The organism is Rhodopseudomonas sp. B29, assembly GCF_000333455.1.
Taxonomy (GTDB): Bacteria; Pseudomonadota; Alphaproteobacteria; order Rhizobiales; family Xanthobacteraceae; genus Rhodopseudomonas.
Window position 1 is genome coordinate 1 of sequence record NZ_BADD01000125.1, and the last position, 14573, is coordinate 14573.

The window sequence follows — 14573 nt, forward strand, 5'->3', positions numbered from 1 at the left end:
GGTGAACTGCTCTAGAATTGCACCCCCCGGGTCAACGCGCCGTCGACGACCAGGTTGGTGCCGGTGATGAAGCTCGCGGCGCGGCTCGCGAGGAAGACGACCGCGTTGGCCATCTCCTGCGGCGTTCCCATCCGGCCGGTCGGATTCAGCGCCAGCGCGGTCTTGTACAGATCGGGATTGCCGTTCTTGATGTTCTCCCAGACGCCGCCTTCGAAATAGGTGTTGCCGGGTGACACCGTATTGGCACGGATGCCCTTGCCTGCGAGTTGATAGGCCAGGCCCTGGGTGTAGTGGATGATCGCGGCCTTGAAGGTCCCGTAGGGGCCGGCGGCGAAATCGACTTCGCGGCCCGATACACTCGACACGGTGACGATCGCCGGCTGCTGGCTCTTCTCCAGATACGGCATGGCGCTGTCGACGAGCCGCACGGTCCCCATCATGTCGGTGGCGAAGCCCTTGGCCCAGCTCTCCTCGTCGGCGCTGATCGCGAGCGCGCTGACATTTGCCACGACCACGTCGATGCCGCCGAGTTTGGCGGCCATGTCGGCGACCCAGGCTTTTAGCGCAGGACCGTCGGAGACGTCGGCCACGCCGCCGAACGCCTTGGCGCCGGCCTTCTCCAGCGCGGCGATCGTGCTCGCGACTTCGTCAGCGTTGCGCGCGCACAATCCGACCGCTGAGCCTTCCGCCGCGAAGGTCTCGGCAATGGCCCGGCCGATTCCCTTGGTGCCGCCGGTGACAAGTACCTTGGCGCCCTTCAGTCCCAAATCCATCGTCAGCTCCCTCTATGGCTCAATAATTTCCAGTCGTGGCTTGTATCAACGGTCGGTAACTGTGCGGCTTGCGCATCGCGACCAGATCCTTTCGGCGTACCACATTGGTCGGGTAGACGCTGTCCAGATTGCTGGTGTCGATTGTCGCAGTGGCGATGTTCTCGCCTTCAGCGGCGATCGCCTCGCGCCGCGGGAACGCGAACGTATCCGGTCCGAACACGCCGCTCACGCCCGGATAGCCGCGTGCAGGGTCGATCACATTGGCGAACGCCAAGTAAGCGTTGTTCTCGCCGGCACGCACGCGGAAATGGTGCCAGTGATAAGGATCAGCCCCGGTCGGGATCGGGGCCGGCTGCGCCACCTGCGTGCCTGCGTGCGGCGTGCTGAATCGCGTGGTGATCGCTGCCGGGCAGGCGATGATGTCGCAACCGCGCAGCGCCAGCACGCGGCCGGGCTCGGGAAACATCGCATCGTGTCCGATCAGCAGGCCGATGCGTCCGAGCGGGGTGTCGGCCACCACGAAGCCGTCGCCGGCGATGGCCCAGCTCTGCTCGGCCTCGGTCAGATGGGTCTTGCGATAAGTCGTGATTGCGCCGTCCGGCCCGATCAGCACCGCGCTGTTGTAGAGCGTGGCACCGTCGCGCTCTGCGAGGCCGCAGACCAGATACAGCGACAATTCGCGCGCCAGCGCAGCGAGTCGCGTCGTCGAGGACCCTGGGATCGTCTGGGCGCGCTTTGCCGGTTCGTTCAGGCCCGTGACTGATAGCTCCGGAAACACCACGAGCTCGGCGCCTGCGGCCCTGGCATCGCGCGCCAGTTCGGCAATCTTTGCGATATTTGCATCGACGTCATCGCCGGGCGCAAACTGCGCCGCGCTGATCCGCGACACCTTTCCCTGCGGCCATTTTTCGTGGCCATAAAGGCCAAAGAAGTCGTACGGATTCCAACTGAACGTGTCGGTCAACAACTCTGGATACAATTCCGGCCGCCGCTGCCGGAGTAGAGGTTCGCCGCCGATCCGGCGATCGCGCGCGGCATCGAGATCGATCTCCGCGAACGCGACACCATCGCCGCCGTCGATCACCGCCACGATGCTGCCGTCCGGCGCGATCACGCAGCTGCCGCCGGAGAACTGAACGGTGCGCTCCAGCCCCCAGCGGTTGCTCTCGATCACGTAGCAGGAATTCTCGAATGCACGGCTGATCCAGTAAGGCGCCGGGGTGCGCTCAGCCAGCCAGTTCGAGATGTGGCAGATGATATCGGCGCCGCCGAGCGCCATCAGCCGCGCGGTTTCGACGAAATGGATGTCCATGCAGATCAAGAGCGAAATCCGCCCGATCGGCGTCTCGAACACCTGATTGTGCAGATCGCCCGCCGCCGACCATTTTGGTTCGGAGATGTAAGGATGCGTCTTGCGATGACGCCCGATTAAGCCCTCCGGGCCGATCAGCACGGCGGAATTGAAATAGATGCCGTCCTGGTCGACTTCCGGCAGGCCGACGACGATGTAGCAATCATGCTTGCGGGCCAGCGCAGCGAACCGATCGGTGGTTGGGCCCGGGATCGGCTCAACGAACGGCGCCACTTCGGCGCGGTCGTACCAGCAGTAGCCGGTGGTGCCCATCTCCGGGGTGACGATCAGTTTGGCGCCGTCCACCGCGGCTTCCTCGCACAGCTCGAGCAGGCGCGCGACATTGCGCTCCTTCTCGGCTATGACCGGTTCGAACTGAACGGTGGCGACCTTCAGCATTTGCGGCATCGTCGTCGCTCCTCTCAGACCAGGAACGACTTCTTGATCGACGCGCCGAGCGTGTATTTCGGATCGACCATGTTGCCGAGCCGGACGCGGCCAGCCTGCGTGAGCAGCATGTAGGCGTCGATCTCGTCGAAGCCGTAGTCGGCCGCCATCCAGCGGCACAGCTCGCGATAGGCGATGCGCGCCGCGTCTTCCATCGGCCGCGCCGAGCCGATGGTCATGATGAAATCCTTGGTCTCCAGCCGCGGCCAGTGGATGGTCCAGTTCTTGATCACATCGACCTGCACGGTGGTCACGGTCGGATGTTCGATCGCGACGCCACAGAGTTCGCCATCGCCCTGCGCGGCGTGGCAGTCGCCGAGATAGAGCAGGGCGCCCTTGGTGTTGACCGGCAGATAGATCACCGCGCCGACGCCGACATCCGGCAGATCCATGTTGCCGCCGTAGTAGTCCGGAACCAGCGATGAGATCGCTTCGATCTCCGGCGAGGTGCCGATGGTGCCGATGAACGGCTCGTAGGGCAGGGTGATCTTGTCGTTCCATTTGGTGCCGTGTTCGAGCGTGATGTCGAGCTTCTTCACCACTTCGGGCAGCGGCGGGTTGAGCAGCGCGGTGTTGCCGGTGCCGACCAGGCCGCCGAATTCCGGCATCACCACGGTGGTGCCGCGGGGCTGCGGACCGCGCGGCACGATGCTCTCGATGTACACTGCCAGCGTATCGCCCTTCTCGGCGCCGTTGACGTAGACCGGGCCGTTCTGCGGATTGAGGAACGGGAAGTTGAGGATCTTCGAAGGGACGTCGGTTTCCTTCTTGATCGCGCCCTCGAACGCGTCGTGGGTCTCGGCGGAGATCACCGCACCCGGATCGACCGTCAGCACCGGCTCGACATAGGGGCCGTAGACGTAGTGATACTTGCCCTGCGTCGCCTCGGTGATGCTGTGGGCCGCGCCGCGCACGCCCTTAGCGACGCCCTTGCGCGCCATGATCGAGTCGGTCTGCCAAGCCATGTCGGTTCTCCTTGGTTGAATAAGTTCACACCGCCAGATGGCGACGCATTTCAGCTTCGTCGTCGAGCGCCGCGCGGTCGAGGTTGGCGACGATCCGGCCCTTGTCCATCACGTAGCAGCGCTGCGCCATCGCCCGGATCATGTCGAGGTTCTGCTCGACCAGGATGATGGTCACGCCGGTCTTCTGATTCAGCGCCACCATGTCGCGGGCGATGTCCTGCACGATGTTGGGCTGGATGCCCTCGGACGGCTCGTCGAGCAGGATCAATTGCGGATCGGCGATCAGCACGCGGCCGATCGCGAGCTGCTGCTGCTGACCGCCCGACATCGTGCCGGCGCGCTGGCTCCAGCGCTCGCCGAGGATGGGAAATGTCTCGATGATATTTCGCTTGCCGTCGTCGGTGAGGCCGCCGTTGATCGCGGCGCCGACCGCAATATTCTCCGCCACGGTCAGCCGCGGAAACACGTCGCGGCCTTGCGGGACGTAGCCGATGCCGAGACGGGCGCGGCGGAACGCCGGCTGGTGCTCGATCTGCTCGCCACGAAACACGATCGAGCCGTCCATCACCGGCACCAGCCCGATCAGGCTCTTCATCAGCGTCGATTTGCCGACGCCATTGCGGCCGATCACCGCGACGATCTCGCCTTCACGAACTTCGATCTCGAGGCCCTGCAGCACCGGCTTTCCGCCGTAGCCGGCGCGCAGCCCGAGCGTATTGAGGATGACTTCCTTACGCATGATGGTGTGCCTGTCCGAGATAGATCGCGGCGACGCGCTCATCGGCCACGATCTCGTCGATCGAGCCCTGGGCGAACACCTGGCCGAGGTGCAGCACGGTGACCCGCTGCGCCACCTGGCGGACGAACGCCATGTCGTGTTCGATCGCCACCACGGTCATGCCTTCCGCGTTGAGCCGCTGCACCATCTCGCCGGTTTGGAAGGTCTCTTCCGGCGACATGCCGGCGGTTGGTTCGTCGAGCAGCAACAGCCGCGGTTTCAGGCTGGTCGCCATGCCGATCTCCAGCCACTGCTTCTGGCCATGGCTAAGATTGCCGGCGGTCTGGTTGCGCTCGGCTTCGAGCCCGAGAAACGCCAGCAACCGGTCGATCTCGCGATCGAGCTCAGCAGCGCGATGCGTCCGCTGCAGCGCGATTTCAAGATTCTGGCGAACCGACAGTCCCTTGAACACGCCCGGCACCTGAAACTTCACCGACAATCCGCGCGCGATTCGTGCGAAGGATTTCAGATGCGTGATGTTGTCGCCGGCAAAGAAGATATCGCCGCTGCCCGGCTGGTGCTCGCCGAGGATCAGGCGAAACAGTGTACTCTTGCCGGCACCGTTGGGGCCGATCAGGCAGTGTATCTCACCGGGCTCGAAGGCGAGGTTCACCGAGTTGGTGACGTGCAGGCCGCCGAAGTGCTTGTTGAGGTCGCGGAGTTCGAGCAGCGCCATTACGGCCTCTCCCGCTTGGTACGTGCGCCGATGCGCCCGATCACGTTCATGGCGCCGAGCACGAGGCCGTTCGGCGCGATCAGCACGGTGAGGACGAGCAGCACGCCCATCACCACCAGCGCATATTGGCTGCCGTAGATCGTCAGCGCCTGGAATCCGGCCAGCACCACAAGCGTGCCGATCAGCGTCGAGGTCAGATCGCTGCGGCCGCCGACCGCCACCCAGATCAGCGGCAGTGCCGCCGATGTCATGCCCATGCTCGACGGCGTGATGTACTGGCCCCAGGCGGTGTAGAGCACGCCCGACAGACCGGCCAGCGCCGCACCGATCACGAAATTGATCAGCTGATATTTGCGGATGTCGTAGCCGAGCATTTCGGCGCGCTCAGGATTCTCACGGATCGCCACGATGACGTTGCCGAACGACGAGTTCACCAGGATGCGCAAGCCGAGATAGACAAAGATGACCAGCGCCAGGATGAAGTAGTAAAGCCCGATGTCGGCGACGAGTACGATCGGCCCATCGAACCAGGGGATGGTTATCGGCGGCATGCCGCTCATGCCGTTGAAGCCGTTCAGCCGTGCCGCGCCGATCCGCCATTCAGGCCCGGCGGTCTGCGCCATGAAACGCTCCAGCATCAGCGTCACCGCCAGCGTGACGATTCCGAGGAACACGCCTTCGATGCGGCCGAAGAACATGAAATAGCCGAGCAGCAGAGCCACCACGGCGGCGATCGCGATGGCGATCAGCACTGCGATCAGAGTGAAGCCGTAGGCTGCCCCAAAGTTCAGGGTCAGGATGCCGTAGCCATAGCCGGCAATGCCGAAGAAGGCTGTCTGGCCGAACGACAAGGCGCCGCCATAGCCCCAGATCAGGCACAGGCTGAGGGCGATGAACACCCAGACGAAGAAGTACGCGGTGTTGCCGACCGTGTAGCCGTCGCTGAACAGCGGGTAGGCGAGAGCGGCGAGGAGGGCGACGCCGAAGGCCGCCCAGAACGCCGGGCCACGGCCCTTGGTCTGCGGACCTTCGAGGTGATGAAACAGGGACATCAAGCTCATTGCTGCGCTCCTCAGGTGCGTTCGCGCAGCAGGAAGCCGGAGATGCCTTTCGGCAGCACCCGGACCACGATGATGACGGCGACCAGCAGGCCGATCTGACCGAACAACTGTCCTTGCCACGACGTCATGGCCGATTTCACCACGCCGAGCACGGCAGCGGCCGGCGCGGTGCCGAGGAACACGTCGGCGCCCCCGATCACCACGGTGACGAAGGCTTCCATGATGAAGGTCGCGCCCATCGTCGGCACCAGCGTCATGGTCGGCGCATATAGCCCGCCGGCAAGACCGGCGAGGCCGGCGCCGCAGGCGAAGGTCAGGCTGTAGATCCAGCGTGTATCGACGCCCAGCGCGTCGGCCATGTGCGGCACCTGAATGGTGGCCCGCGCCTTGACGCCGAACGAGGTCCAGTTGAACAGCGCATACAAGCCGCCGAGCACACCGAGCGCAGCGAAGAACAGAACAATCCGGTAGATCGAGTAGGAGTAGGCGCCGACCTGGAAGCTGCCGAAAGGCGTGCCGACGCCCGCCATGGTCGAGCCGATCACGATCAGCGTGCCTTGCGTGGCGATCAGGCTCAGGCCCCAGGTCGCCACGATCGTGTCGAGCGGGCGATCGTACAGGTGACGGACGACGACGAATTCGACCAGCATGCCGACCAGCGCCGACACCAGGGCGCCGACGATGATCGAGAGCGGCAGCGGCAGGCCTGCATGGGTGCAGGTGGCGGTGATATAGGCGCCGCACATGATGAACTCGCCGTGGGCGAGGTTGATCACGCCCATCATCCCGAAGATCACCGCCAGCCCGCAGGCCGACAGCACCAGGAAGGCGAAGGCGTCGCCGAATTGAAACAGGGCCGAGAAGGCCAGCGTCGCGATGTCCATCGTATGTCCAGGTCGAGCGAATGTACCGGGGCGAATTCTTGGGTAGCCGAAGATCGAAAAGTGCAGACCGATTGAAATGGGCCGCTCCGGCGCGTCAGGGGGCGCCGGAGCGGGCCGCCGCCAATTACTTCGGCGGCGGATTCGACGGCGTGTACTGTGCCATCGGATCTTTCTTCGTCAGGTCGCAGCCGGCGTCACCCAGCCAATACGGCTTGATGTCCGGCCAGACCTTGGGGAAGTCGATCGAGTGATCGGCGTTGACGTGGGCCAAGTAGATGGTGTGCGACATGTGCTGGCTCTTGGGGTCGATGCAGACCTTGCCTTCCGGCGCGTCCATGCAGACATCGCCTTGCGCGATCACCTTGCGGATGTCGTCACGCTTGGTCGACTTCGCCCGCTCCACCATCTGCTTGTAGAGATAGACCGCCAAATAGGAGTTCTCGGCTTCCTGGTTGACATAGGGCTCGTTGGGGAACTTGGCCTTGAACTTCGCCAGGAACGCCTTGCTCTGCGGCGAGTCGATTTCCTCGATGTAGTTGGTGGTGACGTACATGTCCTTCAGGCTCGGCGGCTTGAAGCGCTTGTGCTCGTAGCCCTGTCCGACGTTGACCGAGGACGCCATCGGGAGATTGACGTTGGCGGAAGCCGCCTGCTCGTAATACGAGGCCTGTGCGGTGCCGACCAGCAGCGTCACCACGAAGTCGGGCTTGGCCTTCTGGATGTTCTGGATGCTTTGCGAGAACTGCGAGACGCCGAGCGGGATGAACTCCTCGCCGACCATTTCGCCGCCGTTCTGCTTGACGATGTTGCGCACCCACTCGGCCGAGATCTGGCCGAAATTGTAGTCCGCCGCCAGCGTGTAGACCTTCTTGCCGTACTTCTCCATCATCCAGGGGATGAGCGTGGAGAACTGCTGCTCCGGCACGGCGCCGGTGACGATCATGTGGCCGTCGCAGACGCCGCCTTCATACTGGTTGTTGTAGAAGGCAAAGCCGTTGAGCTGGTCGACGATCGGGCGATAGGCCTCGCGTGACGCCGAGGAGAAGCCGGCGAACACCGCATCGGCCTTGTCTCGCTGCAGCACGCGCCGCATGAATTCCTGATAGCGAGTGTTGTCCGACTGCGTGTCGTAGACGACGAGTTCGAGCTGCCGGCCCATGATGCCGCCGGCCTTGTTGATCTCGTCGGCCGCGAGCTGAATGGCGTGAACCTTGCCGATGGTAGCCACGGCGAAGTCGCCGGACTGATCTTCGAGTACGCCCAGTTTGATCGGCGGATCAGCGGCGAGCGCCGCGCCTGAAACGAGGACAAGCGTCCCCGAGAGGACTGCAGCATGCAGTCCCCGCAAAACACGTCCGGTCATGTTGCTGTCTCCTACATCGCTCGTTGATCGCCACGCCGCTGCGGCGGGCTGCCGGTGTTGCCGGTCTGGTCGGGCGGCCTCGCCCGTCGGGTCAGCAGATCCTCGCAATAGAGTTCAAGGCTCTGCCTCGCGCGCATGCTCTCCCGTCGCAGTTGATCGTAGGCGCCGTCTTCGTCGAGCCCCGTTTCCTTCATCCGCATCACCACCGCGCGCAGGAGCGCGCGGCGACCGCGGCGGAGGTCTTCGAGGGTCTGCAGGCGCTGCTGCATCTGTCTGCGGAGGAGAAACTGATTGATGCCCATGAACAGCGAGGTGTAGACGGCCCCGCCGTGAACAGGCTTGCGTAGGAAAGAGGTGGCGCCGAGGTTGGCGAGCGCCTTCAGCCGGCTCGGCGCTTCGACGCCGACGAGGCCGATCACCGGCACCGGCGGCAGATTGGCCAAGGGATCGAGCTCGATCGTCAAGGCGCCGTCGAGATCACCATCGACAAACAGAATATCTCGGTCCGCCTGCAGCGCGGCGAGATCGATCTGCGTCCTGCCTTCTACGATCGGCAGGTACTCGCAGCTCACGCCGAGCTTGGCGAGCGTCGGCTCCAGCGCGCCCTCTCTGCCGGTCCGCTCCATGACCACGAGCGCGCGACCACCCTTGAAGTTCTGCACCGGTCGGAAATTCATGATTTCACCAGCCTCAGGGTTGGAGAACGCATCGTGGTGGCGAAGCGCGGCGAAGAATTGACGAGATACGGATCAGGCGCGATCGGCGCTTCGGCTTCGAGCAGCACTTCGAAATGCCCCTCCGCCGTGGAGCGGCCGATCCGCGGCGTCAGCCAGGTGTGATAGGTCTGCGCGTCGACGCGGACTTCGCCCTGCGGCGCGACCAGGCGCTGATCGGCAACCGCCGCGCGCACCGCGCTGGCCTCGTCGGTTCCTGCCTGGCGGAGCGCGGACGCGAGCAACTTCACAGCGATGTAGGAGGACTCGGCATCGGCTGATGTCGTGGGAGCGTCCGGGTAGGCCTGCGCATAAGCGCGCGTGAATGCCTGGTTGGCCTCGCCGCCGAGCGAGGCGAAGTACACGCTGGACGACAGGTGGCCATCGACTGCGTCCGAGCCGAGCTCGGCGAGCTCCGGTTCCGAAAGTGTGCAGCTGGCGACGGGAATTTCCTTGGCCTGGTCGATGCCGCGCGCGCGGCAGGCGGCGCGGAACTCGCGCAGAAACGCGTAGGCGCTGGTGCCGATCAGGTTGCTGAAGACGAAATCCGGGCGCTGTTCGATGATGGTGGCGACAACCTTGGCGAAATCGGTGTCGCCGACTGGCAGATAGCGCTCGGCCGTCACGGTGCCGCCGCGGGCGATCAGCGCCTCGCGGAAGATGCGGTTGTTTTCCCACGCCCAGATGTAGTTGGAGCCGATGCAAAACGCACGTTTGCCTCGCCGTCCGGACAGATAGTCGACCAGGGGCAGCACGTGCTGGTTCGGCGACGCGCCGGTGTAGACGACGTTGTCGGAGCTCTCGAAGCCTTCATAATGCGACGGGTACCACAGCAGGCCGTCGAATTTCTCGAAGCAGGGAATGACCTCTTTGCGGCTCGACGAGGTGTAACAACCGACGACCTGGCGAATCCCGGACGACAGCAATTCCGCTGCGAGGGCGCGATATTGCGCCAGATCGCCACCCGGATTGACGACAACGGGTTCCAGAGCCGGTCCGCCCGAGGAAGCAGCGAGTTCGGAGAATGCCAGCATGGCGCCGTTCAGCAGAGTCCGCGCCACCGCGGCATAGGAGCCGGTGGTCGAGAACATTACGCCGATCCGAAACGACTTCGCCATGCCCCATCCAAAAACAAAAAAGCGCCCGCCGGCTGTCAAGCCGAGGGCGCTTTCGCCGCCGACCAAACGCGCCTTGGCAGCGCGGTGTCGGAAATGATCTGATCCTTCTGGCGCCAATGGGCCTAGTTGCCCGACGCGTGGGCATTACGGTCGTCGAGAATGATTTTCGAGTCAAGCTCGATATTGAGCATGTACTGCCGCAAAAGCCGGCTTCGTGTAGCAAGACTATGCAAAGCGCCGATCGGTTCGCGAAGCAGCGTTCCTTGCGGCGTGATCGCTGTCGTACGGGGCTGATCGACCCTGTGCGGGACGGGCCGGGGTGAGGTGGGCTCGCGTGCTGGTCGAACAGGCGCCATCCTTCACCTCAAAATCTACGTATGCTCTGCACAGCGTCGCACTGCTGCAGCGCCGCGACAGGCCGAGCTCCATCACGGCCGCGAAGCTCGGAATGCTGCAAGGAAGGGCTAGGGGAGAGCGGAGCGGATCGAGCGGCAATCTTGATCACGATCGTCGGGGGGGCGATGCTGATAGGTGAGATTGCTTTGCAGTCGGCGTGAAAATTCACATCCACCTAAAGAATTATTCTGTTGGCGCGGAGCACCGTATTCTTCCTGGCGCGGCGCCGACGAAACACGTTGCTCTTCGCCTGGCATCCAACGATGGCGGCTAACTAAGCTGTTCTGTTAGTAGAACAGCATTCTCTGTTTCGGCGTGTTATTGGCATGCGGTCGAAATAGACACGGTGCAAATCTTCTCCTACGCATTGGTAGTTCCAATTGCAGTCTGCGCCGGAAGGGCGGCGCGGCGACTGGGAGAAGTGTGTCGATGGCTGAAGATACCGAAGTTCGCAGGACGCTTGCGGAAGGCGCTGCTCGCCAGCTTGCCAACGCGACCAAAACGCGCGCGCAATGGGGCGGCATCTCGCCGCGTTGGCTGGTGCCGCTGTTGCAGTGGACTCCCGTCGAGGCTGGTATCTTCCGGCTCAATCGCGTCAAGGAAACGCGCGGTGCCACGGCGTCGGCTTCGTTCGACGTCGAGTGCAGCCCGCGCCGCGATCGCGATCCAGATCTGCCAGAGACCTTCGTTGATTATGAGGAACATCCGCGCGAGTACTTCCTCAACGCGGTGACGACGGTGCTCGACGTCCAGACTCGCGTCTCCGATCTCTATAGCCATCCGTTCGATCAGATTCAGGAGCAGCTCCGGCTGCTGATCGAGAAGGTCAAGGAGCGTCAGGAAGGCGAGCTGATCAACAACGCCGAATACGGCTTGATCGCCAACACCGCACCGTCGCAGCGCATCTCGACCCGCAAGGGCGCGCCGACGCCGGACGATCTCGATGAACTGATCACCAAGGTGTGGAAGGAGCCGGCGTTCTTCCTGGCGCATCCACGCGCCATCGCGGCCTTCGGTCGCGAATGCACCCGCCGCGGTGTGCCGCCGCCGACCATCAACATGTTCGGCTCGCCGTTCCTCACCTGGCGCGGCCTGCCGCTGGTGCCGTCCGACAAGGTGCCGTTCGACGACAACGGCCGCACAAAGATTCTGCTGCTGCGCACCGGCGAGAAGAAGCAGGGCGTCGTCGGTCTGTTCCAGCCGGGCGTGCCGGGCGAGGTGTCGCCGAGCCTGTCGGTGCGCTTCATGGGCATCAACCGCAAGGCGATCGCGTCCTATCTGATCTCGCTGTATTGCTCGCTGGCGGTGCTGACCGACGATGCGCTCGCAGTGCTCGATGACGTCGAGGTCGGCAAGTATCATGAGTACGCCTGAGCCAAGCTTGCCGCATCCCGGCGCGGTTGCGGCCGCGCAAGCCGGATCGGCGCCGCATGCGGCGGCGCTGGATCAGGTCGCCGGCGTCGGCGCTCCGGACGTGGCTTCGATCGCCAAGCTGGCCAACGCCTTCTTCGCCGCGCTGCCGAATGGCGGTGTGCCCGAGCCAGGTGCCGCGCTCGGCTCGGCGCCGCTGTTCGCCGCCGAACCGCTGTACAATGCTGTGCCGGGCACCCCGGCGCTGTCGCCGTCCTATAAGCCGAACTCCAATCCCGGCTCGGCTTCGCCGATCCCGACCGTCGGCGCGGCGCGGCCGTCTGCGCCGCTGTTCGCGCTCGATCCGAAGCTTGCGCCGTCACCTGCGGGCGCTTCCGTCTCGTCGCAGCCGCAGGAACTTAGCGTGCCGCTCGCCGCGCTGCCGGTGGCGCCGCCGCCTCCGGATGCGCCAGTCGTGCAGCCGGCGTTCGCGCACCACACCGACCTCGCGGCGCTGCCGGGTCGGCTCGATGAAACGCGAAGGTTCCTGCCGCGCCCTGACACACAAGGCGCGGGGCCGTTCGGCGTCAGCGCTGCCGCTGCGGCCGAGCCGCTGTATTTTCTGGCCGACAATCCGGCGCTTGCGCGTGCCAATGCGCCCGTTGCCGCAGCGCCGACGCCGCGCGTGGAGACGTTTGACCTGAGCGGGCTCGCTCCGCAGCATCGTGCCGATGTGCATGCGCTCGATCTCTCGGGATATCGGCCGTTCGATGCCAACGTCTTCAAGCGCGATTTCCCGATCCTGCGCGAGACGGTGAACGGCAAGCCGCTGGTCTGGCTGGACAACGGAGCGACCACGCAGAAGCCGCAATGCGTCATCGATCGGCTGGCGCATTTCTACACGCACGAGAACTCCAACATCCACCGGGCCGCACACACGCTGGCGGCGCGCTCGACCGACGCCTACGAGGCGGCGCGCGACAAGGTGCGCGGCTTCATCAACGCCGCGTCGGTCAAAGACATCGTGTTTGTGCGTGGCGCCACCGAGGCGATCAACCTGGTGGCGCAGGCCTGGGGTCGCCGCCACGTCGGCGAGGGCGACGAGATCGTCGTCAGCCATCTCGAGCATCACGCGAACATCGTGCCGTGGCAGCAGCTCGCGGCCGAGAAGGGGGCGCGGCTGCGCGTCGCGCCGGTCGATGACCACGGTCAGATCCTGCTCGATGAATACGAGAAGCTGCTCGGGCCGAAGACGAAGATCGTGGCCTTCACGCAAGTCTCCAACGCGCTCGGCACCGTGACGCCGGTCGCCGAGATGACGGCGCTGGCGCATCGCTACGGCGCCAAGGTGCTGGTCGACGGCGCGCAAGGCGTCTGCCACATGCCGGTCGATGTCCAGGCGCTGGACGTCGATTTCTATGCGTTCTCCGGCCACAAGATGTTCGCCCCGACTGGCATCGGCGTGCTCTATGGCAAGGCGGACGTGCTCGAGGCGATGCCGCCGTGGCAGGGCGGCGGCAACATGATCGCCGATGTGACGTTCGAGAAGACGGTCTTCCAGGGCCCGCCGGACCGGTTCGAGGCCGGCACCGGCAACATCGCCGATGCCGTCGGGCTCGGCGGGGCGATCGATTACTTGAGCCGTATCGGCATGGCGAACGTCGCCGCGCACGAGCACGAGCTGCTCGCCTACGGCACCGAGCACCTGCTCACGGTGCCGGGCCTGAAGCTGATCGGCACCGCGCGCGACAAGGCCGGTATCCTGTCGTTCGTGCTCGACGGCTGTCGCAGCGAGGACGTCGGCACGGCGCTCGACCGCGAGGGCATCGCGGTGCGCGCCGGGCATCATTGCGCCCAGCCGATCCTGCGCCGCTTCGGGCTGGAGAGCACGGTGCGTCCGTCGCTCGCGCTCTACAACACCGCCGACGACATCGACGCGCTGGTCGACGCGCTGCATCGCCTGCAGAGCGGGCGAGGCGTACGCGGGGGCTGATTGGAAGACGCCGCATTAGAGGACTTCGTCATTGCGAGGAGCGAAGCGACGAAGCAATCCAGCTCAGTGCACGGAGCTGGATTGCTTCGCTTCGCTCGCAATGACGGTGAGAGGTGAATTGTAAGTCGTTGCGTCATTGATAACTAATCGGAGCCGCCCGCATGCCGCAGTCCGCCGAGCCCCGTGTCGTCACTGAACCCGCGTGGGATCTCGGCGCGATTGTCGCAGAGCTTGCGGGCCTTCGCACCATCTCGCAGCGCCGGCGTTATCGCGGCCGGCCGCTGCCGGAACTGCCGTCGCGCGAGGCGGTGGCCGGCATCGTCGAAGCTCTGGTCGCGGCGCTGTATCCGCGGCACTTCGGGCCGAACGCGCTGTCTGAAGACTCACTCGACATCTATGTCGCCGACACCATCGAGCAGGCGCTGCGACGATTGCGGCGTGAAGTCGGGCGCGAGTTGCGTTTTGCCGATCAGGAGTCCGCAACAAAACACGGCGAGATCGACCTTCAGGCGATAACCATCGTCGCGGAGTTCGCTCACGACCTGCCGCGGATTCGTGCGCTACTCGACAGCGACATCCGCGCTGCCTATGAGGGCGATCCGGCGGCGAAGAGCCTCGACGAAGTGGTGTTCTGCTATCCGGGTATCACTGCGATGATCCGTCACCGCATCGCGCATCAGCTCTACGCGCTCGGTGTGCCAATGC

The 14573-nt window shown here is 64.6% G+C and carries 12 protein-coding genes and 1 pseudogene; 3 read left to right on the forward strand and 10 right to left on the reverse strand.

Features of this window, described 5'->3' with window-relative positions; translation table 11 throughout:
* Nucleotides 1-11 precede the first annotated feature (11 nt).
* The 10 genes from I5M_RS04715 to I5M_RS04760 form a co-directional block, all read right to left on the reverse strand.
* Entirely contained in the window at nt 12-773 is a 762-nt protein-coding gene (locus I5M_RS04715; RefSeq protein WP_022720353.1) for an SDR family NAD(P)-dependent oxidoreductase, read from the reverse strand.
* Between the two features lie 19 nt (nt 774-792).
* Nucleotides 793-2532, reverse strand: a complete 1740-nt coding sequence (locus tag I5M_RS04720) for a nitrilase-related carbon-nitrogen hydrolase (RefSeq protein WP_022720354.1) — start codon at nt 2530-2532, stop codon at nt 793-795.
* Between the two features lie 14 nt (nt 2533-2546).
* Complete coding sequence (locus I5M_RS04725; protein ID WP_022720355.1) at nt 2547-3536, reverse strand: acetamidase/formamidase family protein; 990 nt, start codon at nt 3534-3536, stop codon at nt 2547-2549.
* Nucleotides 3537-3561: 25 nt separating this feature from the next.
* Nucleotides 3562-4275, reverse strand: a complete 714-nt coding sequence (locus tag I5M_RS04730) for an ABC transporter ATP-binding protein (protein ID WP_022720356.1) — start codon at nt 4273-4275, stop codon at nt 3562-3564.
* Entirely contained in the window at nt 4268-4990 is a 723-nt protein-coding gene (locus I5M_RS04735) for an ABC transporter ATP-binding protein (RefSeq protein ID WP_022720357.1), read from the reverse strand. Before I5M_RS04735 ends, I5M_RS04730 begins: the two co-directional genes overlap by 8 nt.
* Entirely contained in the window at nt 4990-6051 is a 1062-nt protein-coding gene (locus tag I5M_RS04740; protein ID WP_022720358.1) for a branched-chain amino acid ABC transporter permease, read from the reverse strand. The genes I5M_RS04735 and I5M_RS04740 overlap by 1 nt, the downstream gene beginning before the upstream one ends.
* Before the next feature lie 11 nt (nt 6052-6062).
* Nucleotides 6063-6935, reverse strand: a complete 873-nt coding sequence (locus I5M_RS04745) for a branched-chain amino acid ABC transporter permease (RefSeq protein ID WP_022720359.1) — start codon at nt 6933-6935, stop codon at nt 6063-6065.
* 124 nt (nt 6936-7059) lie between these two features.
* Entirely contained in the window at nt 7060-8298 is a 1239-nt protein-coding gene (locus I5M_RS04750; RefSeq protein ID WP_022720360.1) for an urea ABC transporter substrate-binding protein, read from the reverse strand.
* A gap of 11 nt (nt 8299-8309) precedes the next feature.
* Nucleotides 8310-8975: an ANTAR domain-containing response regulator gene (locus I5M_RS04755; RefSeq protein WP_022720361.1), complete on the reverse strand. Its 666-nt coding sequence runs from the start codon at nt 8973-8975 to the stop codon at nt 8310-8312.
* The gene (locus I5M_RS04760; RefSeq protein WP_022720362.1) at nt 8972-10129 is read right to left on the reverse strand and encodes a transporter substrate-binding domain-containing protein; all 1158 of its coding nucleotides are present in this window, start codon (nt 10127-10129) and stop codon (nt 8972-8974) included. Before I5M_RS04760 ends, I5M_RS04755 begins: the two co-directional genes overlap by 4 nt.
* Before the next feature lie 825 nt (nt 10130-10954).
* Between I5M_RS04760 and I5M_RS04770 the strand changes: the two genes are divergently transcribed.
* The 3 genes and pseudogenes from I5M_RS04770 to I5M_RS04780 form a co-directional block, all read left to right on the forward strand.
* On the forward strand, nt 10955-11899 hold the full coding sequence (locus I5M_RS04770) for a family 2A encapsulin nanocompartment shell protein (RefSeq protein ID WP_022720363.1): 945 nt from the start codon (nt 10955-10957) through the stop codon (nt 11897-11899).
* Complete coding sequence (locus tag I5M_RS04775; RefSeq protein ID WP_031335397.1) at nt 11886-13868, forward strand: family 2A encapsulin nanocompartment cargo protein cysteine desulfurase; 1983 nt, start codon at nt 11886-11888, stop codon at nt 13866-13868. The genes I5M_RS04770 and I5M_RS04775 overlap by 14 nt, the downstream gene beginning before the upstream one ends.
* Before the next feature lie 161 nt (nt 13869-14029).
* Nucleotides 14030-14573: pseudogene (locus I5M_RS04780) on the forward strand (serine acetyltransferase); the annotation flags it as partial.

Excerpts from the sequence above, each read along its gene's own strand:
- I5M_RS04715 (WP_022720353.1), bottom strand. The coding sequence starts at position 773 with ATGGATTTGGGACTGAAGGGCGCCAAGGTACTTGTCACCGGCGGCACC.
- I5M_RS04720 (WP_022720354.1), bottom strand. The coding sequence starts at position 2,532 with ATGCCGCAAATGCTGAAGGTCGCCACCGTTCAGTTCGAACCGGTCATA.
- I5M_RS04725 (WP_022720355.1), bottom strand. The coding sequence starts at position 3,536 with ATGGCTTGGCAGACCGACTCGATCATGGCGCGCAAGGGCGTCGCTAAG.
- I5M_RS04730 (WP_022720356.1), bottom strand. The coding sequence starts at position 4,275 with ATGCGTAAGGAAGTCATCCTCAATACGCTCGGGCTGCGCGCCGGCTAC.
- I5M_RS04735 (WP_022720357.1), bottom strand. The coding sequence starts at position 4,990 with ATGGCGCTGCTCGAACTCCGCGACCTCAACAAGCACTTCGGCGGCCTG.
- I5M_RS04740 (WP_022720358.1), bottom strand. The coding sequence starts at position 6,051 with ATGAGCTTGATGTCCCTGTTTCATCACCTCGAAGGTCCGCAGACCAAG.
- I5M_RS04745 (WP_022720359.1), bottom strand. The coding sequence starts at position 6,935 with ATGGACATCGCGACGCTGGCCTTCTCGGCCCTGTTTCAATTCGGCGAC.
- I5M_RS04750 (WP_022720360.1), bottom strand. The coding sequence starts at position 8,298 with ATGACCGGACGTGTTTTGCGGGGACTGCATGCTGCAGTCCTCTCGGGG.
- I5M_RS04755 (WP_022720361.1), bottom strand. The coding sequence starts at position 8,975 with ATGAATTTCCGACCGGTGCAGAACTTCAAGGGTGGTCGCGCGCTCGTG.
- I5M_RS04760 (WP_022720362.1), bottom strand. The coding sequence starts at position 10,129 with ATGGCGAAGTCGTTTCGGATCGGCGTAATGTTCTCGACCACCGGCTCC.
- I5M_RS04770 (WP_022720363.1), top strand. The coding sequence starts at position 10,955 with ATGGCTGAAGATACCGAAGTTCGCAGGACGCTTGCGGAAGGCGCTGCT.
- I5M_RS04775 (WP_031335397.1), top strand. The coding sequence starts at position 11,886 with ATGAGTACGCCTGAGCCAAGCTTGCCGCATCCCGGCGCGGTTGCGGCC.